General features: G+C 62.0%; 19 protein-coding genes. 8 read left to right on the top strand and 11 right to left on the bottom strand.

What is annotated here, in order from left to right; translation table 11 throughout:
• Positions 1 to 181 precede the first annotated feature (181 nt).
• On the bottom strand, positions 182 to 466 hold the full coding sequence (locus D6Z24_RS03000) for a cytochrome c7 (protein ID WP_129125049.1): 285 nt from the start codon (positions 464 to 466) through the stop codon (positions 182 to 184).
• A gap of 147 nt (positions 467 to 613) precedes the next feature.
• On the opposite strand from D6Z24_RS03000, the gene D6Z24_RS02995 reads away from it, so the two are divergent.
• Entirely contained in the window at positions 614 to 3,022 is a 2,409-nt protein-coding gene (locus D6Z24_RS02995) for an ATP-dependent DNA helicase (protein ID WP_129125048.1), read from the top strand.
• Positions 3,023 to 3,226: 204 nt separating this feature from the next.
• Here D6Z24_RS02995 and D6Z24_RS02990 read toward each other — a convergent pair whose 3' ends face one another.
• The 8 genes from D6Z24_RS02990 to D6Z24_RS02955 all read right to left on the bottom strand — a co-directional run bounded on the left by D6Z24_RS02990 (position 3,227) and on the right by D6Z24_RS02955 (position 9,077).
• Positions 3,227 to 3,667, bottom strand: a complete 441-nt coding sequence (locus D6Z24_RS02990) for a rhodanese-like domain-containing protein (RefSeq protein ID WP_129125047.1) — start codon at positions 3,665 to 3,667, stop codon at positions 3,227 to 3,229.
• Between the two features lie 120 nt (positions 3,668 to 3,787).
• Positions 3,788 to 4,531, bottom strand: a complete 744-nt coding sequence (locus D6Z24_RS02985) for an acyl-CoA dehydratase activase (protein ID WP_129125046.1) — start codon at positions 4,529 to 4,531, stop codon at positions 3,788 to 3,790.
• A 3-nt stretch (positions 4,532 to 4,534) separates the two neighbouring features.
• Positions 4,535 to 5,827, bottom strand: coding sequence for a double-cubane-cluster-containing anaerobic reductase (locus D6Z24_RS02980; RefSeq protein WP_129125045.1), 1,293 nt, complete (start codon positions 5,825 to 5,827; stop codon positions 4,535 to 4,537).
• Positions 5,828 to 6,242: 415 nt separating this feature from the next.
• Complete coding sequence (locus D6Z24_RS02975) at positions 6,243 to 7,718, bottom strand: cytochrome c family protein (protein WP_246014546.1); 1,476 nt, start codon at positions 7,716 to 7,718, stop codon at positions 6,243 to 6,245.
• A 36-nt stretch (positions 7,719 to 7,754) separates the two neighbouring features.
• Complete coding sequence (locus tag D6Z24_RS02970) at positions 7,755 to 8,018, bottom strand: hypothetical protein (protein WP_129125044.1); 264 nt, start codon at positions 8,016 to 8,018, stop codon at positions 7,755 to 7,757.
• Between the two features lie 87 nt (positions 8,019 to 8,105).
• Positions 8,106 to 8,351 carry a GSU3529 family protein gene (locus tag D6Z24_RS02965; RefSeq protein WP_129125043.1) on the bottom strand — a complete coding sequence of 82 codons (246 nt, stop codon included), beginning with the start codon at positions 8,349 to 8,351 and terminating at the stop codon, positions 8,106 to 8,108.
• 16 nt (positions 8,352 to 8,367) lie between these two features.
• Positions 8,368 to 8,694 carry a DUF134 domain-containing protein gene (locus tag D6Z24_RS02960; RefSeq protein WP_129125042.1) on the bottom strand — a complete coding sequence of 109 codons (327 nt, stop codon included), beginning with the start codon at positions 8,692 to 8,694 and terminating at the stop codon, positions 8,368 to 8,370.
• A 2-nt stretch (positions 8,695 to 8,696) separates the two neighbouring features.
• The gene (locus D6Z24_RS02955) at positions 8,697 to 9,077 is read right to left on the bottom strand and encodes a NifB/NifX family molybdenum-iron cluster-binding protein (protein WP_129125041.1); all 381 of its coding nucleotides are present in this window, start codon (positions 9,075 to 9,077) and stop codon (positions 8,697 to 8,699) included.
• Between the two features lie 274 nt (positions 9,078 to 9,351).
• Between D6Z24_RS02955 and D6Z24_RS02950 the strand changes: the two genes are divergently transcribed.
• The 5 genes from D6Z24_RS02950 to D6Z24_RS02930 all read left to right on the top strand — a co-directional run bounded on the left by D6Z24_RS02950 (position 9,352) and on the right by D6Z24_RS02930 (position 17,165).
• Positions 9,352 to 11,070, top strand: coding sequence for a transporter substrate-binding domain-containing protein (locus D6Z24_RS02950; protein WP_129125040.1), 1,719 nt, complete (start codon positions 9,352 to 9,354; stop codon positions 11,068 to 11,070).
• Positions 11,060 to 12,463: a sigma-54-dependent transcriptional regulator gene (locus tag D6Z24_RS02945; RefSeq protein WP_129125039.1), complete on the top strand. Its 1,404-nt coding sequence runs from the start codon at positions 11,060 to 11,062 to the stop codon at positions 12,461 to 12,463. Before D6Z24_RS02950 ends, D6Z24_RS02945 begins: the two co-directional genes overlap by 11 nt.
• A gap of 263 nt (positions 12,464 to 12,726) precedes the next feature.
• Positions 12,727 to 14,007 (top strand): porin, encoded by a 1,281-nt coding sequence (locus D6Z24_RS02940; protein ID WP_129125038.1) that lies wholly within the window; start codon positions 12,727 to 12,729, stop codon positions 14,005 to 14,007.
• Positions 14,008 to 14,042: 35 nt separating this feature from the next.
• Positions 14,043 to 15,839 (top strand): flavocytochrome c, encoded by a 1,797-nt coding sequence (locus D6Z24_RS02935; RefSeq protein WP_129125037.1) that lies wholly within the window; start codon positions 14,043 to 14,045, stop codon positions 15,837 to 15,839.
• Between the two features lie 126 nt (positions 15,840 to 15,965).
• Positions 15,966 to 17,165, top strand: coding sequence for an MFS transporter (locus D6Z24_RS02930; protein WP_129125036.1), 1,200 nt, complete (start codon positions 15,966 to 15,968; stop codon positions 17,163 to 17,165).
• A gap of 119 nt (positions 17,166 to 17,284) precedes the next feature.
• Here D6Z24_RS02930 and nifJ read toward each other — a convergent pair whose 3' ends face one another.
• Both nifJ and D6Z24_RS02920 read right to left on the bottom strand, forming a co-directional pair.
• A complete protein-coding gene (gene nifJ / locus D6Z24_RS02925) occupies positions 17,285 to 21,001 on the bottom strand; it encodes a pyruvate:ferredoxin (flavodoxin) oxidoreductase (RefSeq protein WP_129125035.1) in 3,717 nt (1,238 codons plus the stop codon).
• A 257-nt stretch (positions 21,002 to 21,258) separates the two neighbouring features.
• Positions 21,259 to 22,182: a LysR family transcriptional regulator gene (locus D6Z24_RS02920; RefSeq protein WP_129125034.1), complete on the bottom strand. Its 924-nt coding sequence runs from the start codon at positions 22,180 to 22,182 to the stop codon at positions 21,259 to 21,261.
• Positions 22,183 to 22,753: 571 nt separating this feature from the next.
• Between D6Z24_RS02920 and extH the strand changes: the two genes are divergently transcribed.
• Together extH and extI are read left to right on the top strand one after the other, a co-directional pair.
• On the top strand, positions 22,754 to 24,154 hold the full coding sequence (gene extH, locus D6Z24_RS02915; RefSeq protein ID WP_129125033.1) for a selenite/tellurite reduction operon rhodanese-like protein ExtH: 1,401 nt from the start codon (positions 22,754 to 22,756) through the stop codon (positions 24,152 to 24,154).
• 56 nt (positions 24,155 to 24,210) lie between these two features.
• Entirely contained in the window at positions 24,211 to 25,416 is a 1,206-nt protein-coding gene (gene extI / locus D6Z24_RS02910) for a selenite/tellurite reduction operon porin ExtI (protein ID WP_129125032.1), read from the top strand.
• Positions 25,417 to 25,514: the final 98 nt, after the last annotated feature.

The following is a 25,514-nucleotide window of genomic DNA, read 5'->3' as shown; positions in this document are numbered from 1 at the left end:
GATACGGGGATTCAAGCCGCGCGAAAGATAAGCGGGGGCGAGACGCCGACTTCATTATTGCGGGAAATTAAAAAATGTCAATCTTGTGCGCGGGGCTTTAATTGGATTGGCCGGTTTCAGGAGGGGGGGGCGAAAGAGGCGGAGGCGGCTGCCTCCGCCGGCAGGTGAGGTGCGTCGGTCACTACTTCTTGTGGCACTCGTTGCACTTGGCAGGGCCTTTACCCTTCTCCGTGTGGCACCCTTTGCAGGTCTTGTGCGCCCAGTCCTTGCCGAGGTCGGCGATCTTCCCCCCTTTGTCCGTTTCGTGGCAGTTGGTGCACTTCATCTCCGGCATGTCTTTGTGTTGTTTGTGCGGGAAGGTGACGTTGCCGTTCTTTGCCGGGAGCACAACCACGGCCTCATCGGCGGCAAAGGCGAAACCGGCACAGAAAAGGGACAGTACCGCGGCAGCTACGACTCTTCTCATGTTCTCTTCTCCTTTATGCATGTAATGAAAAAACACAGACAAGAGGATACCGGTTATGCGAGGCATTGCAACGCGGTGGGGATTCTTAGCTTGACAAAGAAGACGCTGTCATTAGAAAGTGGCGGAGAATCAACGGACTAAGGCCACATGAAACCAGCAAACGACATCATCAACGTACCGGTCGGGTACTTCGCCCTCCCGGTCCCGCGCTCGGGGCACATCGAGCCCCGCTCCGGCTATGACCGCTCCACCGCCGACGGGCGGGAAATCCACCAGCGCGTGCAGAAAAGGCGTGCCGAAGTGGACCCGTCTTACCGCGCGGAGGTGCCTGTGGGGCGCCTTCTCGAACGGGGAGGCTTCCTCTTCCAGGTCAACGGGCGCATGGACGGCATCTCCGGGGACGACTACGCCTGCATCGAGGAGATCAAGAGCTGCTTCGCCCTGGGCGAGCTGAAGCGCCGCCTGGCGGGCGATCCCTTCCTGGAGCCGTACTGCCTGCAGCTTCTCACCTACGGTTACTTCCACTGGCTCGAGCACGGTCGGGTGCCGCGCCTCACCTTCCACCTGGTTTCATCACGAAACGGCCACTCGGCGGACCTTGAAATCGGCCTCGACGTGGAACGCTACGAGATTTGGCTCGAGGCGAGGCTGGAAGAGCTGGCCGCGGAGGCGGGCCGTGCCAAAAAGCGCGCCGTGCGCAGGCGTGCGATGGCGGCGGATTTTCCCTTTCCATTTACCAAGCCGCGCAGCGGGCAGGTGGAGCTGATGGCGGAGATCGAGCAGGGGATGGCCCTCGGCCGGCGCATGCTGATCCAGGCGCCGACCGGGCTCGGCAAGACGGTGGGGGTGCTGCATCCGGTGCTGAAAGAGGGGCTCGCGCGGGGGCAGACGGTTTGCTACGTGACCCCGAAGAACAGTCAGCACGAGGTGGCCGAGGATGCCGTGGCGAGGTTTCGCGAGGCGGGGGCGAAGCTTCGTTCCCTCACCGTCACCGCCAAAGGGAAGATCTGCTTCCAGAACGAGCCGATCTGCACGCCGGAGTACTGCGACTACGCGAAGGACTACTACGGCAAGCTCGCCCGCCATGGCGTCGTCGAGCTTTTGGAGAGGAAGAGGACGCTGAAGGCAAGGACCTTCCGCGAGTTCGGGGAAAAGTACGAGGTCTGCCCCTTCGAGCTGCAGATCGACTGCGCGAAGCTCGCCGATGTCGTTATCTGCGACTACAACTACGTCTTCGCGCCCCGCTCGGCGCTGGGAAGGGCGGGGGGGCTCGCGGTGGAACAAAGCGGCAAGCCGAACCTCGTGATCGACGAGGCCCACAACCTACCGTCGCGCGCCATGGACTACTACTCGCCGAGCCTCTCGAGCCATGTGCTGGAGGGGATGCGGGAGGAGCTCGCGAACGTGCCGCATCTCTTCAGGCGCGAGGCCGCCTCCCTTTTGGACGACTGCGTGGCGGCGGTCCTTTCCTGCCGTGCGGGGAAGGGGGAGAGCGCCGCGCGGATCGAGCCTCCGATGGCCGCGTTCCTGGAACTGGACGGCAGGCTGCGCTCCCTTTTGTCGCGTTACCTCGAGGCGGACGTCGAAATCCGCCAGGAAGACCCGGTACTGCGTCTTTGCTATTACTGGACCGGTTTCACGGAGATGCTGGAACTTGCGGTGCGCTCGCAGCGGCAGGAATTCTTCACCTTGTACCAGCCGCTGGGGAGCGGCGGCAGCATCAAGGTCACCTGCTGCGACGCCTCCGACCTCATCGCCGAGCGGTACGCGGAATACCAGCAGGTGGTCGGATTCTCGGCGACGCTGAAACCGTTCGAGTATTACGCCCGGCTTTCCGGCCTCGACCCGCAGGAGGTGCACACCGCGGAGTTCCAGAGCCCCTTCCCGCAAGAGCGGCGCAAACTCCTCATCATCCCGCAGGTATCGACCCGGTATTCCAGGCGCGAGCGGAACTACGGGCGAATAGCCGATGCGCTCGCCCGCATCGTGGCCCTGCGCCCTGGCAACTACCTGGCCTTCTTCCCGAGCTTCGTCTTTCAGGAGCGGGTGGCCGAACTCTTCAGGGCGCCGGAGGGTTTCGAGGTGCTGCGGCAGGAGCGCAACATGAAGGGAGCGCGCACCGCGGAGATGCTCGAACACCTCCGCCAGGGGGGGACGCCGACCGTGGTCTTCGCGGTGCAGGGAGGATCGCTTTCCGAAGGGGTGGATTACGCGGGGGAGATGGTGATCGGCGCCTTCGTGATCGGGCCGCCGCTGCCGAATTTCGATCTCGAGCGTGAGGAGATGCGGGGCTACTACCAGCGTCACTACGGCAAGGGGTTCGAGTACGCCTACACCATACCGGCGATGGCGAAGGCGATCCAGTCGGCGGGAAGGGTGATTCGATCGGAGACCGACCGCGGCGTCATCGTCCTGATGGACGACCGCTTCCTGGAGAACGAGTACAGCGCCGCCATGCCGGCCGACTGGTTCGAAACGCAGGCGACGGAGCTCGTTTCCGGAGCCATTTTGAAGGATATCGGCGATTTCTGGGCGCAGCCGCAGGGGGGCGGGTAAAAATACAAATGTTCGGTTCTAAGGAGTACAGCTGTTCACGAAGCGCAGCATGAGCCCGAACGTTCCCCCCTTTGCGAAGGGGGAGCCATAATTCACGTGTGGCGCTAAACGGGCGCTCTTGTCGCTCTTCCACAATCCTTCAATAAAAAAGCCGCTCCCCCCAAAATTGAGAGAAGCGGCTTCCTGATTCGTCATCCTTTTCGATTATTTCCCCTGCACCACCAGCTCCTTGTAAGGCCACCCCTGCATGCCGTCCTCCAGGATGTGCAGGCGCGCCTCTGCGATCCCCTTGCTCTTCAGGTGATCGTAGGTGTTCTTGGCGCCGCCGCCACCGCGCGGGCAGACGATGACGATCTCCTCGCGGGTTGCCTTCAGTTGGGGAAGCACCCGGTCGAGCTTTGACTTCTCCTCGGCCGATTTCACCGGAAAGGCGTTGGTTTGCAGCGCACCCTTGAAATGGTGCTGCTGGAACTCGGCCGGGACCTGGATGTCGACGATCTGCACCTTCTTGCTCGTCTCAAGCCACTTCTTGAAATCCTCGGGAGCCACGTACTGGTAGTTGCCGCCGAAAAAGGGGACGGCCAGGGCCGCGGACGCGGCGAGGATGGTCACCATTGCGAGGACGAGGGCGATAATTCTCTTCATGCTTTGCTTCTCCTGTTTCAAATTGTTGATGTAGTCCGCTTCAACGGAAGCGTGAACTTTCCTCTCTTCGTGTCAGACACTCCCTCCCCTGGAGGGGGAGGGTGGGGGAGGGGGATCCTTTCAGGAGTTCCCCGCGTGCAGCGCAGCACCCAGGGCCCCAATGACCGAAGGATCCTCCGGAACCAGTACCGGCACCCCAAGCGTCGTCTCGAGCAGGGAAACGAGCGTCTTGTTGTTGGCGACCCCGCCGGTAAAGACGAGGTGCTGGCACTGGCAGGTCTTCGATACCATCGCAGCAAGGCGCGAGGCGACGGCTAGGTGCACGGAACGGGCAATCTCCTCCGGCGGCACGCCGCGGTTTTTCAGCGACACCACCTCGGATTCGGCGAACACGGCGCACATGCTGTTTATCGGGGTGCTGCCTTCGGCCACAGCCGCGGCTTCGCCGAATCCACGCAAGTCGTATCCCAGCGAAACGGCCATCATCTCGAGGAAACGCCCGGTGCCTGCGGCACACTTGTCGTTCATCTGGAAATTGACGATGCGCCCGTCCGCGCTCAGGTGGATTACCTTGCTGTCCTGCCCCCCGACGTCGAGGATCGCCCTGCAGTAGGGGAAGAGATGCCGGGCACCGAGGGCATGCGCCTTGATTTCCGTGATGATGTCGAGACCCGCCTGCTGCTGCATGAGATGCCGCCCGTAACCCGTTGCGACGGCACGCGCGCCGGGGTGTTCGCCGAGCATCTGCAACGCCTGACGGTGCGGCTCGAAGCCGCTTTCCACGACGCGGCGATGCAGAACGGTTCCCCCCATGAGGGCGACGGTCTTGATGGTGCGCGAACCTAGATCGATCCCTACCTGCATCGCTTACCCCTTGATCTGCTCGATGAACGCCTCGACGCGTGTCTGCAACTGCCCGACGTCATCGGGTGAGTAGTCCGTCTCGATGGCCATGAAGGGGATGCCGCGCGCTTCGCATGCCTCGCGCAGCTTCACCGCCTCGATGTTGTAGGTGTGGCAGAACTGCAGGCAGTAGTCGATGATCCCCTCGGCACCGGAAGCCTCGTACTCTTTGAGCACCTGCTCGATGCGGTCGTCGTTGGGAGTGAAGCAGGAACAGTCTATCTTCATGTAGCGCTCGGTCAGCCGCTCCAACTGCTGGTCCATATCCGACGATCCCTCGTCGATCAGGTCCTTGTAATAACGGGTGCCGATGCAGCTCTCCTCGTTGACCACTAGGGCCCCGGCTCCTTCGATGATGCTGTGCAGCTTCCAGTTCGGAAGCGCCATCGGCGTTCCCGAGACCAGGATGCGCGGCGCGGACTTGGGAGCCACGGCGATACCGGCTTGCACCCGTTTCTCGAGTTCGTCGCAGAGGTCGTGGACCTTCTGGGTGAAGCGCACCGGTTCGTCGTAGAAGGCGATCTGCTGGATGATGAGCATGTCCTTGCCGCTGATCGGAGAGGGGTTGTGGTGGCGCAGGGAGTTAAGGCGCTGCAGCGCGGCGCGTTTCGCGTTGATGGTCCTGATGCCGTCCGCAACTGCCTCGAAATCGGTCTCGTTGCCGGTGATGCGGTCGACGGCAACCTTGAAGTCCTTCACCTCTTCCTTCCAGAGCTGCTTGTCGCGCTCGCGCTTCATCTGGGGTATTTCCATGACGTGGGTCGGGACGTAGCGGTCCAGCAGCTCCCAGGTTTTCTTCTTGGCGTCGCAGGTGGTCTCCCCGTACACGAGGTCCACTACCTGGAAGTACGGGCAGATCTTGCCGACCTTGAAGCCGAAGGCGGATTTGACCATCGGGCAGATGTTGCGCGGCAGGATCTTTTCGGCGTCCGCGATGGAGCCTTGGGCGCCGCCGCAAAGGCCGATGCAGATGCCGCCCGCCGCCACCACCAACTCCTCGGGGACATAGACGCAGAACGTGCCGATCACCGGCTTTCCCCCGTCCTTCGCGTCGCAGATCTCCCGGATGCGCCCGGTGTGGATGTTGGCGACCATGTCGTCGAAGTAGGCCATCCGCTCCGGCCGGTTTTGTTGTGAAAGGAAGATGTTCCGGTAGGCGTTGGTCAGCATGGGGGGCATGCCCGAAAAGCGCGCCACGTCCATGCCGAGTTTTTCCCAGAGTTCCGGGTCGGATTTCACCACAAATTCATCACTCATCGCATTCCCTCCCGATTAGAAAAAGACAAAGGTATGAATATCTGTATATGTGCAGAGGGAAAATAAGTCAAACCGATAGTTTCGATACAAACTGTCGAAGTTATCGCTTGTGTCGATAGCATGTCTGGCGGCTGTGAAGCGCCGCAGGTGCCCTGGCGCTCCCCCCTTCGCGAAGGCTATTCAGGGAATTCCGGGAGAATCGCCCTTAAGTCCTCCCCCTCCCTTGACGGGAGGGGGCCGGGGGGTGGGTGAAGCCGCAAGGTACGTAAATGATGGCACCTTCCCCCACCCCCTAACCCCCTCCCGCAAGGGGAGGGGGACTAAAGGCGCCTGCTCCCCGGAATTTCCTGATGAACGCAAAAAAAAGCCCCCGGAGTGCGGGGGCAAGAGACTTACGGAGAGGTTGATGAAGGGATTAGCGGCTGGCCTGACGGGTGGAGAGCGACGCCTTCTTCAGCGCCATGTCGACGACCGGCAACGGTGGGACGGCCTTAAGGCCGTAAATCTTTTCGAGATCGATGTCTTTGGGGACCGCTTTCAGCAGCGCCTCGGCGACTTTCTGGTCCGCCTGCCGGTAGCGCAGCTTCACCTCGACGTTCAACTTCTTGACCCCTTTGAGGGCGGGAATGCCGTAGTACACGTCCTTGTACCCCCGGGGAGGGATGGTGTCGTGCCGCGAGAACGAGGTCACCACCCATGGGTCGATGGCGAAATGGAAGTTGTCCCCCATGCCGTCCGAGTTGAAGAGCCGCGCATCGGAGGGTAGTGACCCCTCCGGGCCGACCTGGCCGCTCGTCAGCACGGTCTTGCCCGCCTCGTCCTTCGCCACGATCTCAAGCCACATCTGGCGCACGTTGGTGAGCGAGGTGGGGAGGTTGTGCCCGGCGCGCACGTTTCTTACCCGGACCTGCAGCTCTTTCAGCTCCCCTTTCTGGTAGCTCGGGGTGATCTCGATGTCCGCGGCGGACTTCAGCCGGTCGACGGCCATCTGGTACTGCTTCATGAAAAGATCGGCCTGCTCCTGGTTTCCCGCCTTCTTCGCGGCGCCGGCGGCGAGGTAGCTCAACAGGTAGTTCGCGCCGTTGAAGTAATGACGGTACTCCTTGCGGTCGGGCTTCACGAACTGATCCGCCGCCTTCTTGAAAGAGGCGGTGTCGACCATGTGGCAGTCCTGGCAGAGGACGTTTTTCTGGGCGTACGGCCCGTGCTTCCACTCCAGGTAGGTCGCCTCGAGCGGGAAGTGCGCATCGTAGTGGTAGACCTGGTGACAGGAGGCGCAGAGGTCGGCCTGCAGGTGCAGCGAGCTCTCGGCGCAGTCGTGGAAGCCGCCGCCGCACTCCTCGCTCGGTTTGAAGGGGCCGCGCTTGACGAACCGGGGGCCGTCCTTGGTCTCCACGCCGGGGGTGAGGATGAAGGAGCCGTTCTCGGGCTCGTGGGACGGCGTCTGCCAGTGCGTTACGCCGCTTACCGAGTGGCAGATGTCGCAGGAGACTCCGGCCAGCGCCATCTCGCTCAGCCCCGCGTTGCCGGGACCCTTTATCTCGCCGGTGACCACGCCCGCGGGGGAGTGGCACCCCTCGCACTGGCGCGAGATCTCGTGGCCGACCGCTTTCACCGCCTTGTTCAGCTCCCCCTGGTAGACCGGGTCCTGAAAGGCGAGCTGATGCACGGACGCGCTCCACTCCTTGTACTGTTTCTCATGGCAACCCTGGCAGACGCTCGGCGGGGTGAAATCGAGGGTGGACTTGTTCCATTTGATGAGCGAGGGGTAGTAGGGGTAGAACTCGCGGTCGACGTCGAAGACCGGTGACGCGGCTATGGCGGAGCCGGCCAGCGTGGCGAATGCAAGCGCTGTGGCGAGGATGAACGCGGCTTTTCCTTTGACCAGCACGGTGCCCTCCATGTGGAACATTTCAGTGGTGTTGCATCATTCTTCTTTGTCGTCCGCCGGCCCTTCCTGACAGTGCTGCTTCTTGAGCATGCACTGCTTTACCTTCCTGACCGCTTCCTGGTCGTCGGGGTAAAGCGCGAAAGGAACGTTTTCCCCGCCGCTTTCCTTGTAGATCCGGTACCTGTTGCAGCTTTTATAGTCTCCAAAGCAGAGCTTGCTCTGGATGTACTCGGCCGCCTTGGGAAGGTCCTTCATGTTGTCCTTGAAGAACTGACAGCACTCGACGAGTTCACACGCCATGACTCACCTCGAAAATTAAATATCATCAAATTGCAGGATTACGGTTTAAATGTCGGACCCGCCGTACGGCGACGGGGAGGGATCCGGTCAAACTTTTCCGCGCACCCGGTCAAGCGTCGCCTGGATCGTGGCGGCACTCACGGCGTCACCAAAACATCCCGCCCCGGCATAGCTGTCGAACGCCTCGACCTGCTCCAGCAGGAGCTCGATCAGTGCCACGTCGCAACCTGGCGTCTGACCTTTTGCGATCTCCAGGATCTCATTGAGAAGCGACGCGGGGAGGTCGGCCTCCTCATGCTGCCGCCGAGCCGCCTCAGCCAGTCTCTCCACCACTTCCATGCATGCTCCTCTAGGAAAGGTCTCCGCAGGGGAGGGGGGCCAACTCTGCGGGGGCGCCGGCGATGGCGAGTGCTTTCTGGTGGACCAGCGCTTCGGCCACCTTGGCGCGGGCGGAGGCCAGCAGACGTTGCACCGTGCCGCGCGATATCCCCATGCACTCTCCGGCCTCTTCCTGGGTCTTCCCCTGCCCGTCGCACAGGTGGAGGGCGTCCAGTTCGTCGTGGGCGAGCCGCAAAAGTTCAAGCTCCTTGAGCGGCGTGCCGGCAGGCTTGAAGACAGCGGCGAAACCTGCGCGGTGCGGGCAGATACAGGTTCTCGGCTTGCGGGGACGCGGCATGATCAGTGCGAGCAGCCGTGGCTGTGACCGTGCCCGCCGCAGGTGTGGCCGGGAAGGTACTCCGGCAGTTCGTTCGCCTTGAAAAGGGCCATGTTTTCGGCAACCGTTCCCGGACGGGCCTGGAATACGCGCATCCCTGCGGCGTTCAGCTTGTACAGTGCGCCGCCGCCGATCCCGCCTACCACGATCGCGTCGACTTCATGGCCGCCAAGCCCGGCCACCGGGTTGCAGGCGCCGTGCTGATGCACGCGGTCACCGTTGTTGATGGCGGTGCATTCGTCGGTGTTGCTGTCCACCACGAGAAACCCGGGAGCGGAGCCGAAATGGCCGAAAACTGAGCTGGAAAGACCTTCGTTGCATTCGACGGGGAAACAGATCTTCATCCTTACCTCCGGGCGATATTGTGTATATGCACACGGCACAACTAACATTCAGAAAACAATATGTCAACAGGTTTTAAAGGAAAGATGCCATTTTCTCGCACGATCAATGCGGGAATGTTGCCGGGAAACGGCCTGAGAGCGCGCGCCGGAAGGGTGGGAAAGGATATTTGCTTTGACGGGGGCTTGCCGCTGGTGCTATAAGTGCCGCGAACTCCCTCGTTTTCCGTGCTCCTTCCTGGCATTACACCGGCATGTTGCGTCCAGGAGCCCCACTATGCTTACCAGATTCCTTTTGCTGTTGCTTGCCATAAGCCTCACCGTATCGGAGGTACAAGCCGAGCCGGTAGCGGGCCGCGACCTGAGTGTCATCGTCGTTGGCGGTAACAGCAACTACCCTCCATATCAGTTCCTGGACAAAAACGGCCAGCCGGCCGGTTACATCGTCGACCTCACCAGGGCCATCGCCCGCGTCATGGGGATGAAGGTCGAGATCAAGCTAGACGATTTCGGGAATATCCTCAAGGGGCTCGACAGCGGCGACATCGACATCCTGGAAGGGCTCTCCTATTCCGAGGCGCGGGCCCGCGAGTACGAGTTCTCTACGCCGCACTCCATCATCGTGCAGGCCATCTTTGCCCGGAAAGGAACGCCGGCGGTCAAGAGCCTGGAACAGCTCAGGGGGAAAAAGGTGCTGGTGCACAGAGGCGGCGGCATGCACGGCTACCTGCATGAAAAGCATTTCGACGCGGACCTCGTGCTGACCGACAGCCCGCGTGAAACCCTGCAAGAGCTGGCAGCCGGGCGCTGCGATTACGCCATCGTGGCCCTGCTCCCTGCGATGTACATCATCCGGGAAGAGAAGCTCGCAAACCTGGTACCGGTTGCCACCAACGTCGCCCCGCAGCGCTACTACTGCTACGCGGCCAAAAAGGGGAACGCCGAACTGGTGGCCCAGATGAACGAAGGGCTTTCCATCCTCAAGAAGACCGGGGAGTTCAACCGGATCTACGATAAGTGGATCGGCGTCCTCGAACCGCAGCGCACCTCATGGCTTGTCGTGGCCAAATACGCGGCACTGGTCGTCATACCGCTTTCACTCGTCCTGCTCGGCACCGTGCTCTGGTCCTACTCGCTGCGCAGGCAGGTGGCTCAGCGCACCGAATCGCTCTCGAACGCACTGGCGGAGCTGCAGAGAAACCAGCAGCAACTGGTGCAGGCCGACAAGATGGCGGCGCTCGGCATCCTGGTCTCCGGGGTGGCCCATGAGATCAACAACCCCACCGGTATCATCCTGATGAACATGCCCACCCTGAAAAAGATATTCCGGGACGCGGAGCGGATCCTGGACCGTTACCAGGAGGAAGAAGGTGACTTCGCCCTCGGAGGGATCCGGTACCAGAGGGTGCGCAAGGAGGTGCCGCTCATGCTGGACGAGATCCAGGACGGCGCCCAGCGCATCAAGAAAACGGTGGAGGATCTCAAGAACTTCGCGAGGAAGGACGACGAGGCCCGCAAGGAGATGCTCGATTTCAACCATGTGGTGCGGACGGCGGTACGCCTCGTGGACGTGGCGACGCGCAAGTTCACCAGCGATTTCACCGCATCGTATGAGGACGGGCTCCCCCCGGTATTCGGCAACGAGCAGCGGTTGGAGCAGGTGGTGGTGAACCTCGTCATGAATGCGGGGCAGGCCCTCACCGACCCGAGCAAAGCGATAGCCTTGCGGACCTGGCATGACGCCGCGACCGGCAGGGTGATGCTGTCCGTGCATGACGAGGGTGCCGGGATTTCGCCGGAGCACCTGAAGCACCTGACGGACCCTTTCTTCACCACCAAGCGCGAGAGCGGGGGGACCGGACTCGGGCTCTCCATATCCGCCAACATCATCAAGGACCACGGCGGCGAAATCGTCTTCGAGTCCGGCCTGGGAGAGGGGACCACGGTCACCCTCGCCTTGCCGGCCGCAGTGGCAGGGAGAAAAAATGGACAGTGAGCTCTACCCGTCTTTCAGGGTCCTCCTGGTGGACGACGAACCGGCCTGGCTGCGCTCGCTGTCGCTGGCGCTCGAGAGCAGCTGCGGCATCACCAACGTGGAGCTTTGCAGCGACAGCCGGAAGGTCATGGATATCATGGCGCAGGGGGAGGTAGGCCTCGTGCTGCTCGACCTCACCATGCCCCACGTCTCCGGCGAAGACCTCCTGGTCCGGATCGCGGAGAGCCATCCGGGTGTGGCGGTCATCGTGGTCAGCGGGCTGAACCAGGTAGGGAAGGTCGTCAACTGCATGAAGCTCGGCGCCTACGACTACTACGTTAAGACCGATGACGAAGAGCGCATCGTCTGCGGCGTACAGCGCGCCATCAAACACCTGGAGCTGCAGCGCGACAACAAGGAGATGACCCGGCGCTTCGTCTCGTGCGAGCTGCAGCACCCGGAGGCCTTTTCCGCCATCTGCACCGCCGACCGCGCCATGCAGGCGATTTTCGCCTACATCGAGGCGGTGGCGGTAAGTCCGCTTCCCCTCCTGATCACCGGCGAGAGCGGCTCGGGGAAGGAACTCCTCGCCCAGGCGACGCACCGGCTGAGCGGCTGCCGGGGCGAACTCGTCGCCGTGAACGTCGCGGGGCTCGACGATACCGTCTTCTCCGACACCCTTTTCGGGCACGTACGCGGTGCCTTCACCGGCGCGGAAGGGGTGCGCCGCGGCATGATCGAGGCGGCCGCCAACGGCACCCTTTTCCTCGATGAAATCGGGGACCTGAGCATCGCCTCGCAGGTGAAACTGTTGCGGCTCTTGCAGGAGGGGGAATATTTCGCGCTCGGCAGCGACCAGCCCAGGCGCCTCAAGGCGCGCATCGTGGTGGCGACGCATCAGAACCTCGAAGCAAAGGTGGCGCAGGGAACCTTCCGGTGCGACCTGTTCTACCGGCTGCGCACCCATCACGTCGAGGTGCCGCCGCTGAGAAGCCGCAAGGGGGACATCCCGTACCTGCTCGACCTGTTCCTCGAGGAGGCGGCCGGCATGCTGGGTAAGAAAAAGCCGACTCCTCCCCCCGGCCTCGTGCAGCTTCTCTCCACCTACAGCTTCCCGGGGAACGTGAGAGAGCTGAAAGCGATGGTCTTCGATGCCGTCAGCACCCATAAGGAGCGCATGCTCTCCATGGAGAGCTTCGTGAAAGCGATCAGCGCCGGGGGAGGCGTTTCCGAGCGGGTGCCGGACCAGAATCCCTTTGCCGGTTTCGAGCCTCTCCCCACCTTCGCCAACGCCGCGAACTACCTCCTCGAGGAGGCGATGGACCGCGCCGGCGGCAACCAGACGCTGGCTGCCAGGCTGCTCGGCATATCCCAACCCTCCCTCTGGAAGCGCCTGAAACTGGCCCGCGGCTGAACCCCTATTGCCGGAGTCTATAGCTATAGATTCCGGCAATACCTGCCTAACCTGCCGAATCCCCGATGGTTTTAAAACCCGCCTCAAAACTCCAATAGCCTGCGGCTATAGCGGATGCAGCCTGCTTCAAGCTCAGCTGCACCGAAAAACCTAACGAAACAGGCTGCTTATCTCCTTCGACAAACTTTGGTATCGATCCTGCTCTAGGTAAGACCAAAAGCAATCACGGGGCCTCGCGTCCCAACACTCTGAAGGAGAGGATCATGAAACAGCAGACGGCGGTGGTAATGGCAGGTTTTCTGGCGGTGATGGCTGCAGGGCACGATGTCCAGGCTAAGAGCCTTGAAGACATCCTGAAGGAAAAAGGTGTCATTACTGAGGCGGAGTACAAGGAAGCATCCAAAGCCAACCCTTTCGACTACAAACTCGGCAAAGGGTTCGTGCTCACCTCGCCGGACCAGAAGTTCCAGTTGCAGATCGGCGGGCAGATCCAGGCGCAGTATGAATTCGACGACTACGATCTCGCGAGCAAACAGGACGTGAGCCAGTTCAACCTGCGGCGCGTCAAGACCCTCCTGAGCGGCTACGCGTTCACCAAGGACCTCACCTACAAGGCGACGTACAACTGGGCCAACGTGGTGAAGGAGAATTCCAAGGCGATGGAAGAGGTGAACATGAAGTACCGCGTCGCCGACGAGCTTCAGATCATGCTGGGACAGGAGAAGATCCAGTACTCCAGGCAGTGGATCACCTCCAACACCGCGCAGCAGTTCGTGGACGGCTCCTTCGTAAGGAACGCCTTCATGCAGGGGTACGATACCGGCATCAACCTGCACGGCGACCTCTGGTCCGGCGTGGTCAAGTACGACGCGGGCCTGTTCGGCGGCGCCGGCCAGAACACCAAGAACAAGACCAACGACAACGCGTACAACTTCAGGGTTGCCGTCAACCCGCTTGGCGACATGAAGTACGGCGAGGGGGACCTCGAATATTCCGCCAAGCCCCTGGTCTCGGTTGGGAGCAGCTACTACCTGAACACCGTGAAGAAGACCGTTTCCGGCACCGGCACCTCGGCGACCTCGGCCATCGACAACAACAATTCCAACTTCGTTACCGACACCAACGGCTGGCTCGGCAAGGCGGTGAAGGGCAAATACTTCGGGACCGCGGCCGCCGAGGACATCAGCATCGACTCCTGGGAAGCGGATTTCGCGTGCAAGTGGCTGGGCGCCTCGATGCAGGGCGAGTACTTCTGGGGCAAGGCGGTGGGCGAGATCTCGGACAAGGAGCTGATCGCCAGGGGCGGTTACCTGCAGGCCGGCTACTTCGTGATCCCGAAGCGTCTTGAGCTTGCCGTCCGCTACGCCTGGATGGACCCGAACCGCAACATTTCCAACGACTCCATCTCCGAAATCCAGGGAGCGGTCAACTACTTCCTCTACGGCAACAACCTGAAGATCCAGGGCGACGTCGGCAACCGCCACACCTACAAGGACAAGACGGACGACCTCATGGCGCGCGCCCAGGTGCAGCTGCTCTTCTAGGGCGGCGTTGACGACGAAGTTACAGGAGAGAAAAAATGAGAAACAAAAAAATCGTACTGGCGCTGATGATGTCGGCAGCCCTGCTGGTCGGGGCCTCGCTGGGGTGGGGAGCGGACTCCTCCAAGAGCGCGTTTCTTTCGGGGATTCACAAGAAAAACAACGTGACCTGTGCCGATTGCCACGGGAAATCGATCGCGGTCGATGACAACGAGACCGCGCTCAACAAGAACTGCAAGGGGTGCCACGGCGGCTTTGCCGATCTGGCGGCGAAAACGAAGGAGCACATCAACCCGCACAGGTCGCACCTCGGCGAAACCAACTGCACCGCCTGCCACAAGGGGCACGTCGCCTCCAAGGCGTACTGTAACTACTGCCACAGCTTCGCCATGAAGATCCCGGCGATGGGCACGGAAAAGGAGTCGACGGACAAGAAGTGGGTGCAGGAAACCTCCAAGGGGGCGAAGGACCAGAAGTCGGTGCGGACGGAATCCGCCGATGTCGTCGTGATCGGTGCGGGTGGCTCCGGGTACGTGGCGGCCATCACCGCACATGACGCGGGGGCGAAGGTGATCCTCCTGGAGAAGATGCCCATCACCGGCGGCAACAGCATGCTAGCGGCCGGCGGGATCAATGCGGCCAGGACTCGTTACCAGGAGAGGCTCGGGATGCATGACGACCCGGCCGAGATGGTGAAGGAGACCATGAAGGGGGGAAGGGAGAAGAACGACCCGGAACTCGTGAAGGTGCTCGCCTACAAATCCGCCGACGCGGTCGACTTCCTCGTCTCGCTTGGTGCCGACATGACCGACCTGGTCCGTTCCGGCGGGGTAGCCGTGGACCGTACCCACCGTCCGGTAGGCGGCGCGGCGGTAGGGCCGCATCTCATCAAGGTGTATCGTGAGAACGCAGCCAAGCGCAACATCGACGTCAGGGTGAACTCCGAGGTCGTGCAGATCCTCTCCGACGGCAACGGGCGCGTCACCGGCGTCCAGGTGAAGGGCAAGCACAGCGGCGTCTATACCATCAAGTCCAAGGCGGTGATCGACACGGCCGGCGGTTTCGCCGCCAACAACGAGCTGGTCGGTTCCTACAAGCCGCAGTTCAAGGAAACCGCCTCCTCGAATCAGCCCGGCGCAACCGGTGAAGGGATGTTCCTCGCCGAAAAGGCAGGGGCGAAGCTCATCGACATGGAGCAGATCCAGATCCACCCGACCATGGGTGGAGAGACCAAGGTCCTCATCTCCGAGACCGTGCGCGGCAGCGGCGCGATCCTGGTGAACCATGCCGGCAAGCGCTTCGTGAACGAGCTGACCACCCGCGACAAGGCCTCCGCGGCCATCCTGGCGCAGCCCGAGAAGTCGGCCTTCTTGGTGCTCGGCGAGGAAATCCGCAAGAGTAACGTGCAGATCGACGGCTACATCGAGCTCGGGCTTGTCCAGCAGGCCGACAGCGTTGCTGCCCTCGCGGCCAAGATGGGGGTCCCCGCCGATGCGTTAGCTGCTACCGTGGAGAACTACAACAAGGCGTTCGCCGCGAAGAAGGACCCTGAGTTCCAGCGTCAGGATATCCCGAGGCCGGTAAGCGGGCCGAAATACTACGCCATCTGGGTGAAACCGGGGCGCCATCACACCATGGGAGGCGTGAAGATCAACACCGAGGCCCAGGTGATCGGCAAGGACGGGAAACCGCTGACCGGCTTCTACGCTGCCGGCGAAGTAACCGGCGGGGTGCACGGCTGGAACCGCCTGGGCGGTAACGCCATCACCGACACGGTCGTCTTCGGCCGGATCGCCGGTGCCAACGCGGCGCAGTTCGTCAAGGCAGCCAAGTAAGGTGACAGCTTGAAAAGGAGCGCCCTGCGTGACCGTATCCGCAGGGCGCTCAACTTAGGTACAAGGCCTCCGCCTTCGGCGCAGGCTGGTGCGCCCCCCGAAAGGGCGTGCCGCAGGGAACCCGGCATGAAGAACGGAAAACTTTTCAAGTCGCTGTTTCTGATCAACTTCGCAACGAGCCTCGGCTTCGGCATCGCCGACGCCTTCTTCTCCACCTACCTCTTCAGCCTCGGGGGGCGCGGCATCCTGCTGGGGCTGCCTCTGCTTCTTTTCTCACTCTCGAAGATCCTCTTCAGCCCGGTGATGGGCGCCTGCGTGGACCGCTTCGGCCCGAGGGCCGCCGTAACTTTCAGCCTCGCCCTGTACCTCCTGGTATCCCTTGGCTACCTTTTCAGTTCCGACCTGATGCTCATTACGGCGCTGCGCCTGATCCAGGGGGTTGCCTGCGCGATGTTTCGCCCGGTGATGCTCTCCCTGCTCGGTGCGGCGAGCGGTACGAAGGGGGAGGGGCGGGCGGCCGGGACCTTCGACATTTCCTTCTACCTTGCCATCGGGGTGGGGCCGGTCCTGGGGGGAGTGCTGCACGACCTGTGGGGCTTCTACGGCATCTTCGCGAGCCTTGCCCTTTTGTGCCTGCTGGCGCTCGCCGTAGCGCTGCGGTGCATCCCTTCCGCCCTGTGCGGCGGGACTTCGTCCGGAAAAGACAAGGCCTCACTGACGCTTCCCGCGGCCATCGAAGTGGCGCGCCACGGCGCCATGGGAGGGCTTCTCGTCTTCATTTTCGGAAGGGGGTGCGGCATCTCGCTTCTGGCGGGGTTTCTTCCCATCCTCTTGAACGCCAGGCTCGGGCTTACCGGCACCCAGACCGGTCTCGTGCTCGCCTCCAGCACCCTGGTCATCACGACGCTGCTGCGCCCGGTCGGCAGGCTGTCCGACTGCCGCTCACGAAAGGCCCTGGTGCTCCTGGGGGGCATCTCGGTGTCGCTGCTCTACTTCATGATTCCCGCGGCACACGGGTTCCACCAGGTGCTTATGCTGGGTGGCGGGATCGGGTTCTGCAGCGTGCTTTCGCAGCCTGCCAGCACCGCACTTCTTCTCGAGCAGGGGGAACGTCACGGGACGGGGCTCGCCGTCGGGATTTTCAATGCGGCGTTGAACCTCGGTTTCCTGGTGGGACCGCTCTTCGGGGGGTGGCTGCAGAGCCGATTCGGGCTTACCTCCGTCTTCTACGCCGCCGGCTGGATAGGCCTTGCCGCGGCGGTCCTCTTCGCCGCGAGCACCCTGAAGAAGGAGGGGACAGGCTCCGCCAGGTGCCTGTCCCCCTAGGGGTTCGGGGAATGCCGGCAGCATCGAGATTTTATCCACGAAGCGCCGCAGGTGGCCTCGCGTCCCCCCTTTTGCGAAGGGGGGGCAGGGGGGATTTGGCAGTCGGTGGGACGTGATGCCTACTCCTCGATCTTCTTGTCGATCCCCGCGCGGCCGTCGTCGCACTCCTCCTCGGGCTCGCCGGGACGGCTGTAGCGCGGGTCGCTGGTGGCGCTCACGCAGACCGGCGACGGTTCCTCGACGGCACCCGCGGCGGCCGGGACGCGGTCGTGAGTTCTCCCCCCGTCTTTCGGCACGTCCCCCTTGGTGGGCTGCCAGTCGGCCATGTCGCGCAGCGTGCGGAAGCGCTCCAGCGCCTCCTGTTCCATCTGTTCGCGCAACAGCTTCGCCACCTCCGGGTTCTGCTTCTCGAGTGCCTGGAAACGGACCTCCCCTGAGAGAAACTCGGCGAGCGAGCCGTCCGGCTTCTTGGACTCCAGGATGAACGGGTTCTTCCCTTCCCGCTTCAAAAGCGGGTTGTAGCGGTAAAGCGGCCAGTAGCCGGACTTGACCGCCAGCTGGCTCTCCTCTATCGATTTCCCCATCCCCTTCCTGATCCCCTGGTTGATGCAGGTGGAGTAGGCGATGATGAGCGACGGCCCCGGGTACGCCTCCGCCTCGGCGATCGCCCTCATGGTCTGGTTCTTGTCGGCCCCGATGGCGACCGAGGCTACGTAGACGTAGCCGTAGGTCATCGCCATGCGCCCGAGGTCCTTCTTCGAGGTCCGCTTCCCGGCGGCGGCGAAGCGCGCGATGGCGCCCAACTGGGTCGCCTTGGAGCACTGCCCCCCCGTGTTCGAGTAGAGCTCCGTGTCCATGACCAGCAGGTTCACGTCCTCCCCCGCGGCGATCACGTGGTCCAGGCCGCCAAAGCCTATGTCGTAGGCCCAGCCGTCACCGCCGTAGATCCAGATCGACTTCTTGGTGAAGAGATCGGCGCAGCCGGCGATCTGCTGCAAAAGCTCGTTGTTGCCCGCTTGCGGCAAAAGCTCCCTCAGCCGGTCGCCGTGGCGCCGGGAGAGCTCCGGATCCATCATGCCCTCAAGCCATGCCTCGAGCTCGCCCCTCAACTCCCCTTCCGGCAGGCTCTGCACGGCGTGGCGCACCTGGTCCGCCAGAAGCTCCCTTCTCTGCGTGACCGCCATGTGGTAGCCGAAACCGAACTCGGCGGCGTCCTCGAAAAGCGAGTTGTTCCAGGCCGGGCCGTGCCCGTCGGCGTTGGCGCAGTAAGGGGAAACCGGTGCCGAGGCGCCCCAGATCGAGCTGCAGCCGGTGGCGTTGGCGATCATCATCCGCTCGCCGAAGAGCTGGGTGATGATCCTCGCGTACGGCGTTTCGCCGCAGCCGGAGCAGGCCCCGGAAAACTCGAGAAGCGGCTTTTGAAACTGGCTTCCGAGCACCGTGGTGCGCTTCATCAGGTGCCCCTTCGGCGCGAGGGTCTCGGCGAACTTGCGGTTTTCCTCCTGCACCGCGGACTGGGTGTCGATCGGCTTCATGACGAGGGCCGGAACCTTGGCGGGGCAGATGTCGGCGCAGTTGCCGCACCCCATGCAGTCCATGGTGTAGACCTGGATGCGGAAGCGGTGCCCCTTCACCTCGCGGGCCTGGGCGGGAATCGTCTCGAAGCTTTCCGGCGCCCCGGCCATCTCCTCGTCGGTGGCGAGGAAGGGGCGGATCGTTGCGTGCGGGCAGATGTAGGAGCATTGGTTGCACTGGATGCAGTTCTCCTTGATCCACTCCGGCACGTTGATCGCGACGCCGCGCTTCTCGTAGCGCGCGGTGGAGAAGGGGAAGACGCCGTCCGGGGTGAAGGAGGAGACCGGCAGCTCGTCACCCTTTTGGCGCAGGATCGGGAAGACCATGTCGCGCATGTAGCCCGGCATCTCCTGGTGCAGACGGAAGTCCGTGCCGCGCTCGTCGTCCGCTTCGCGCCAGGAGTCGGGATAACCGACCTCAACGAGGCTTTGCACCGCCAGATCGACCGCGGCGAGGTTCATATCCACCACCTGCTCTCCCTTCCTGCCGTACTCCTTGCGGATGGAGTCCTTCAGCAGTTCCACGGCCCGCTCGAAGGGGAGCACCCCCGACAGCTTGAAGAAGGCGGTCTGCATGATCATGTTGATGCGTCCGCCAAGCCCGGCCGACTGCGCGATGCTGATCGCGTCGACGTTGTAGAACCGGATCTTCTTCGCCGCGATGGCCCGGCGCATCGTCGCAGGCAGGTGCTCCTTCATCGCCTCGACCGTGTTCCACGGAGAGTTCAGCAGGAAGGTCCCACCCTCCTTGATCCCCTCCAAAAGGTCGTAGATCTGCACGTACGGCGCCTTTTGGCAGGAGATGAAGTCTGCCGCGTCGACGAGATAGGTGGACTGGATCGGGCTTTTGCCGAAGCGCAGGTGCGAGACGGTGATCCCCCCGGATTTCTTCGAATCGTAGGAGAAGTAGGCCTGGACGTAGAGATCCGTGTTGTCGCCGATGATCTTGATCGCCGCCTTGTTCGCCCCGACGGTGCCGTCGGCCCCCATCCCCCAGAAGCGGCACTGGATGGTCCCCTCCGGCGTGGTGGAGAGGGTCCCCTGTGCCGGGAGCGAGGAGCCTGTCACGTCGTCCTCGATGCCCACGGTGAAGTGGCGCTTGCCGGGATTGCCGTTCATGTTGTCGAAGACGCCCTTCACGTGCACCGGGCGGAACTCCTTCGAGCCCAGGCCGTAGCGTCCGGCGTAGAGTTCGGGGACGCTGCCGCCGCGCTCCATGAAAGCGGTGCAGACATCCTGGTAGAGCGGGTCCCCCTGGGCGCCTGGCTCCTTGGTGCGGTCGAGCACGGTGATCTTCCGAGCGCTTTCCGGGATGACGGAAAGAAGCGCGCCGGCGTCGAAGGGGCGGTACAGGCGTACCTTCACAAGCCCCACCCGCTCGCCCGAGCCGTTCAGGTGGCGCACCACCTCCTCGGCGCACTCGCAGGAAGAACCCATGGTGATGACGACCCGGTCCGCCTCGGCGTGCCCCACGTAGTCGAAGAGCCGGTAACGGCGCCCGGTGAGCTGTCCGACCCGTTCCATGGTGGCGGTGACGATCTCGGGGAGGGCCTGGTAGAAGGGGTTTGCCCGCTCGCGGCCCTGGAAGTAGATATCGGGGTTCTGCGCCGTGCCGCGCAGGTCCGGGTGCTCCGGGTTCATCGCCTTCTTGCGGAAGAGGGCGAGCTTTTCGTAGTTCACCAGGCGCGCCATCTCCTCGTAGGGGATCACCTCGATCTTCTGCACCTCGTGCGAGGTACGGAAGCCGTCGAAAAAGTGCAGGAAGGGGATGCTTCCCTCCAGGGCTGCTAAGTGCGCCACGAGGGCCAGGTCCATCACCTCCTGCACCGAGGAGGAGCAGAGCATGGCGAAACCGGTCGGCCGGGCCGCCATGACATCCTGGTGGTCGCCGAAGATGGAGAGAGCGTGCGTCGCAATGGCGCGCGCCGAGACGTGGAACACGCCGGGGAGCTGCTCGCCGGCGATCTTGTACATGTTGGGGAGCATGAGCAAAAGCCCCTGGGACGCGGTGAAGGTGGTGGTGAGGGCCCCCGCGGCGAGCGAGCCGTGCACGGCCCCGGCGGCGCCCGCCTCCGACTGCAGCTCCTTGATGTTCAGCACCTGCCCGAAGATGTTCCTGCGCCCCTGCGCGGCCCATTCGTCCGCCACTTCCCCCATCGTCGACGAAGGGGTGATGGGGTAAATTGCCGCCGTCTCGCTCAGCGCGTAGGCTACGTGCGCCGCCGCCGTGTTGCCGTCCATCGTTTTCCTGGTTCCGCTCATGTGAACTGTCCCCCTTCCCGAGATATGGAAACCCGCGCCCGGCGGCACTCGCCGTACCAATGTGAGCCGGCGCCGGGCTGTCTTAACGAAGTTTAATATGCTACCACCGTTTCGTTTCAAGGGAAGGAGCGGGATGTGCTTTTGGGGGGGATTTAGCCTCGCGAAGTTCACCCATCCCCTCCGGCCAAAAGAGGGGGAGAACCGGAAAAGGACGCGGAAGTGAAGAGGAGGCGGCGAAGCCCCCGGGCTTGTGGAATCTAGCGGGAGACGAGCGACGCTGGAGGGGTGATCGAGAACCTGAGGAAGATCCCCGCGATCAGGTCGAACATGGACGGGTCGAGGTTCTTGTTCTTCTGCAATACCAGGCGTCGTGGGCGCGATGTGGCGAATCCTTCGACGTGGTGGCTGATGAGTGAGCCGTTGGCGAGGTGCTCGGCCACCAGGCTGCGCGAGATGAAAGTGATCCCCTCTCCCGACATGACCGCCCTGATGATGAATGGGATATCGTCGAAAAATATCGTATTGTTGAATTCACCGGCATCCCTGCCGAGGTCGGTCATGCTCTTTTCCAGGAAGCGGCGTGCGCAGCAGCCGCTCTTCTTGCAGTAAAGCCGTTCGCTCAATATCCTCTCAATCCCCACCACCTTGTCCTCTATGCCGAATCCGGGGGCGCTCACGAAAACCATCTCGTCATCCGGAAGAACGTAGGTGTCGAAGTCATCGAGGTTCAGGTCCTCGCAGAATTCGATCAGCACCAGATCGTAGACGTTTCCCGTCAGCCCTTTGAGGGCACCCTCAGGCATGTCGAACACGAAGCTCAGATCGCTAGTGCCGGAGTTGCGGGACATGAAACGGGTGAAGACGTCGGGAAGGTACGACATGCCGAAGGGGGGCGTGCAGCAGAAGGATATCTTCCGCTTGCTGGCAAGGACCTCGAGGTCGTGCATGAAGTCCTGTTCGATCTTAAGGACCTGACGGGCTCTGTCGAGGAGCAACTGCCCCGCCGCCGTGGGGCGCAGGGACATTCCGGTGCGGTCCAGGAGTAACTGCTCATAGTGGTCCTCGAGGAGCTTGATCCTTCTCGATACCGCTGACTGCGTCACACAGAGAATCTCGGCCGCTTTGGAAAAGCTGCCGCACTCAACTGACACGATGAGGGTTTTTAGAGTGACGAAATCCATGTAAGGCTCGCATACGTGTGCTATGCGAAAAACGCATAGGCTGTGTGAGAATATGTCGTTTGTGCATATTGCAAAAAACATTTATACATTGCAACTACGAAATGTATTAGCGCAAATATATGATTTAAAAATCATAGGTTCCGGCTTTGAGCTGTTCCTGGAGTGACGCAGTGGCTGTACTTCGAAACGAGTTGCATTGGCGGATGTTAATTACCATGCGTGTTGCGCATGACGCTATGAGTATCTTTCACTTGAGTAGTTCACCCCAGTGTCCGAAAGGGAACTCATTGCAGCGGTCCAGCGCGTCAAAATATTGTATGAAGGAAAAACCTATAAGTATCATGCGAATACGAAGCTTCACACAGATGTTGCTACATCTCTCTCAGAGTTTGAACCTCCTCGCGTTCCAATCTCAGTGGACCTCCAGCTCAAGAAGTCACATTCTTGACAATCCAAGAAAATATTTTAATTTCAACCGTAGAAACATATGTCCGGGTTAACTATTCGGAAAGGAGGATTAGTAGTAGCTAAGCCTTGTTGCGTCGCAAACTAACCAGCCAAAGGAGGTTGTATGTCGGAAAAGATGATGAAGAAAAGCAAACTGATGCTTGTAGGGCTGCTGAGCATTGCCCTCACGGTCCTCACCATCTGGGGCTGCGGGTCGACCACCTACGATACCCCGGCCGAGAAGGCGGTGACGACTAAGACTACGAGCGCGCTCATCACCGCGGGCGAGCTGAAAGGCTGGATGGATGCCGGTCTGGTCAACAAGTCGGGGGGATACGACCGCGTGGTCATCCTCGACGTAAACGCAAATGAGACCGACGGCTCGAACAAGTACAACACGGTCGGGCACATCCCGGGAGCGCAGCTGATTTCCGGCGGCTCCGCCGCCTTCATGGACAACACGCGCCCTGAAGGTCCCTTCAGCGTCACCGGCAGCATGGTCTGCAACGGCGCAACCATCGACGGCATCGTCCAGAACGCGGGCATCGACCAGAACACGACCATCGTCCTTACCAGCGCGAACCCTGCCGGGTTTGTCAACGTGGCGCGTGCCTACACGACCTTCCGCTACTGGGGCTTCCCGAAAACCCGCCTCAAGGTGCTGAACGGCGGCAACGCAGCCTGGGACGCCGCCTACGACCTGACAACCGTTGCCCCGACCATCAAAAAGTCTACCTACGGCGTGGCACAAAACGGTGTCAGCAACGTCAACACGGACATGCGCGTATCGCTTCCTGAGATGATCGCCTATGTGAATGGGATCGTAGCGGGCAACACCGCCAAGGTGACCCTGGTGGACACCGTGCGCGGCGCCTCCAATATCTCCTCGACCACCGACCTGCTTGCAACCGGTTACACCCCCTTCGACGGCGCCATCAAGGGGTCGTACTCCTACGTGGCCACCAGCATGACCTCGCCGGCTTCGACCCTCTACTTCAAGGACGCCGCCACCATCAAGGCCGACCTGAGCGCGGCCCTCGGCACCGACGGCACCACCGCCATGGGTGACACCACACGTAACGCCACCAAGACCTTCATCTCCTTCTGCCGCGCCGGCAACTACGCCTCGGTCGGCTTCTTCGCGCTCGACGGCATCGCCTACTACGATGACCCGAACGTGGACGTCAAATGGTACGACGGCTCCCTCGGGCAGTGGAACCTCCTGGCAAGTTCCGACCACACCGCGGTGGACACGACCGGCGCCACGGTCAACGCAGGCGGCAAACTTGCGGTCGGCTCCATCTGGGACACCACCTCGCTCATGGACAACCTCACCTGGAACGTGAGCCGTACGGTCAGCGCAACCAACCTCGCCCAGCGCACCATCGTCAACTACGCATCGCGCGTCTACGGTGTCGAACCTTCCTTCGCTGACGGCAACCAGATCGAGAAGGAAGACAAGGCGTATCGCAGCGCAGTCAGCGGCACGAGCGGCGGCGGTTCCGCTGGTGGCGGCGGTTGCTAGGCTGGAGACGCTTCGCGCCCTTGCGGGGGCTGACCTACAACAAAAGGAGTGAACTTATGCTGAAAATGCTCAAAATACCGACCCTCTCTGTTTTGACCCTGGGTACCGTACTGATGGCCGGCACCGCTTTCGCCGGCCCGCGAATGACGTTTGGTCCTAACGACGAAGGGGCGCTGCAACTGGACTACAAGGGACAGTTCCAGATGACCTTCCGTGACACCGGCTCGGGCGACAACAACGATGACACCACGGCCAACTTCAACTTCCGCCGCAACCGTCTCGCCCTCATGGGCAAGTACGGCGACATGATGTCGATCTACGTGCAGACCGAGTACACCGACGACCAGAACCTGACGCCGCTGGACGTCGCCGCCGAGAACCAGGGATCGAACTTCCAGCTCCTGGATGCGGTGGTGCGCTTCAAGCTGGACAACGCCTTCCGCGTGAACGTCGGTAAGTTCAAGTACAACCTCTCCCGTGAGAACCTCGAGGCGTGCGAGATGCCGCTCACCCTGGACCGCTCGCTCTTCATCCGCGCCCCCTTCACCACGACCCGCGACACCGGTGTCGCGGTCTGGGGCAACCTCTTCAACGACATGTTCCAGTACCGCCTGGACGCCATGGAAGGACGCAAGGCCCTCTCCGGCGACACTACGCCCGGCTCCAAGTTCCGCTACTCGGCACGCGCCCACGTGACGCTGCTCGATCCTGAGAACGACTACGGCTACAAGGGAACCTACCTCGGCAAGAAGAAAGTCGCCACCATCGGCGCCGCCTACCAGTTCGAGCCCGACGTCGCCTACGGCAACACCGTTCTCAAAACCGACGCGAAGGACTACAAGGCGTACACCTTTGACGGCTTCTTCGAGTACCCGGTGGAAGGGGTCGGCACCTTCACCGCTTCCGGCGCTTACGAGAAGATCGATCTGGACGACGCGTACCTCGGGGACAACCCGGACGCGGACGTGATCGGGATCAACGGCCAGAAGAACGGCTACTACTTCAAGGGGGGCTACATGCTTCCCAACATGCCGCTGCAGTTCTTCGTGCGTTACGAGAAATGGCGCTTCGCCAACCTGAACGGCATCTACGACCAGAAAATCGACTGGTACGGCGGCGGTGTGAACTACTACCTGCGCGACCAGAACCTGAAGCTCACCTTCGAGGCGAACTCCACCTCCTTCAACAAGGGGACCGGGACCTCGACCGACAAGACGGAAGACTTCATGACCTACGTGACCCAGCTGCAGGTCATCTTCTAACCCCGCAAACCACAGCCTGTCATCCCTTCTCCCTCCGGGAGAGGTGATGACAGGTGGTACCGATCGTTTGAGTCGTCGAGGCGTCCCCGCCCCCGGAG

This window comes from Geomonas oryzae, from assembly GCF_004117875.1.
Classification (GTDB): Bacteria; Desulfobacterota; Desulfuromonadia; order Geobacterales; family Geobacteraceae; genus Geomonas; species Geomonas oryzae.
Note: the sequence above shows the minus strand (reverse complement) of the source record. Positions and strands in the feature narration are given on the sequence as shown.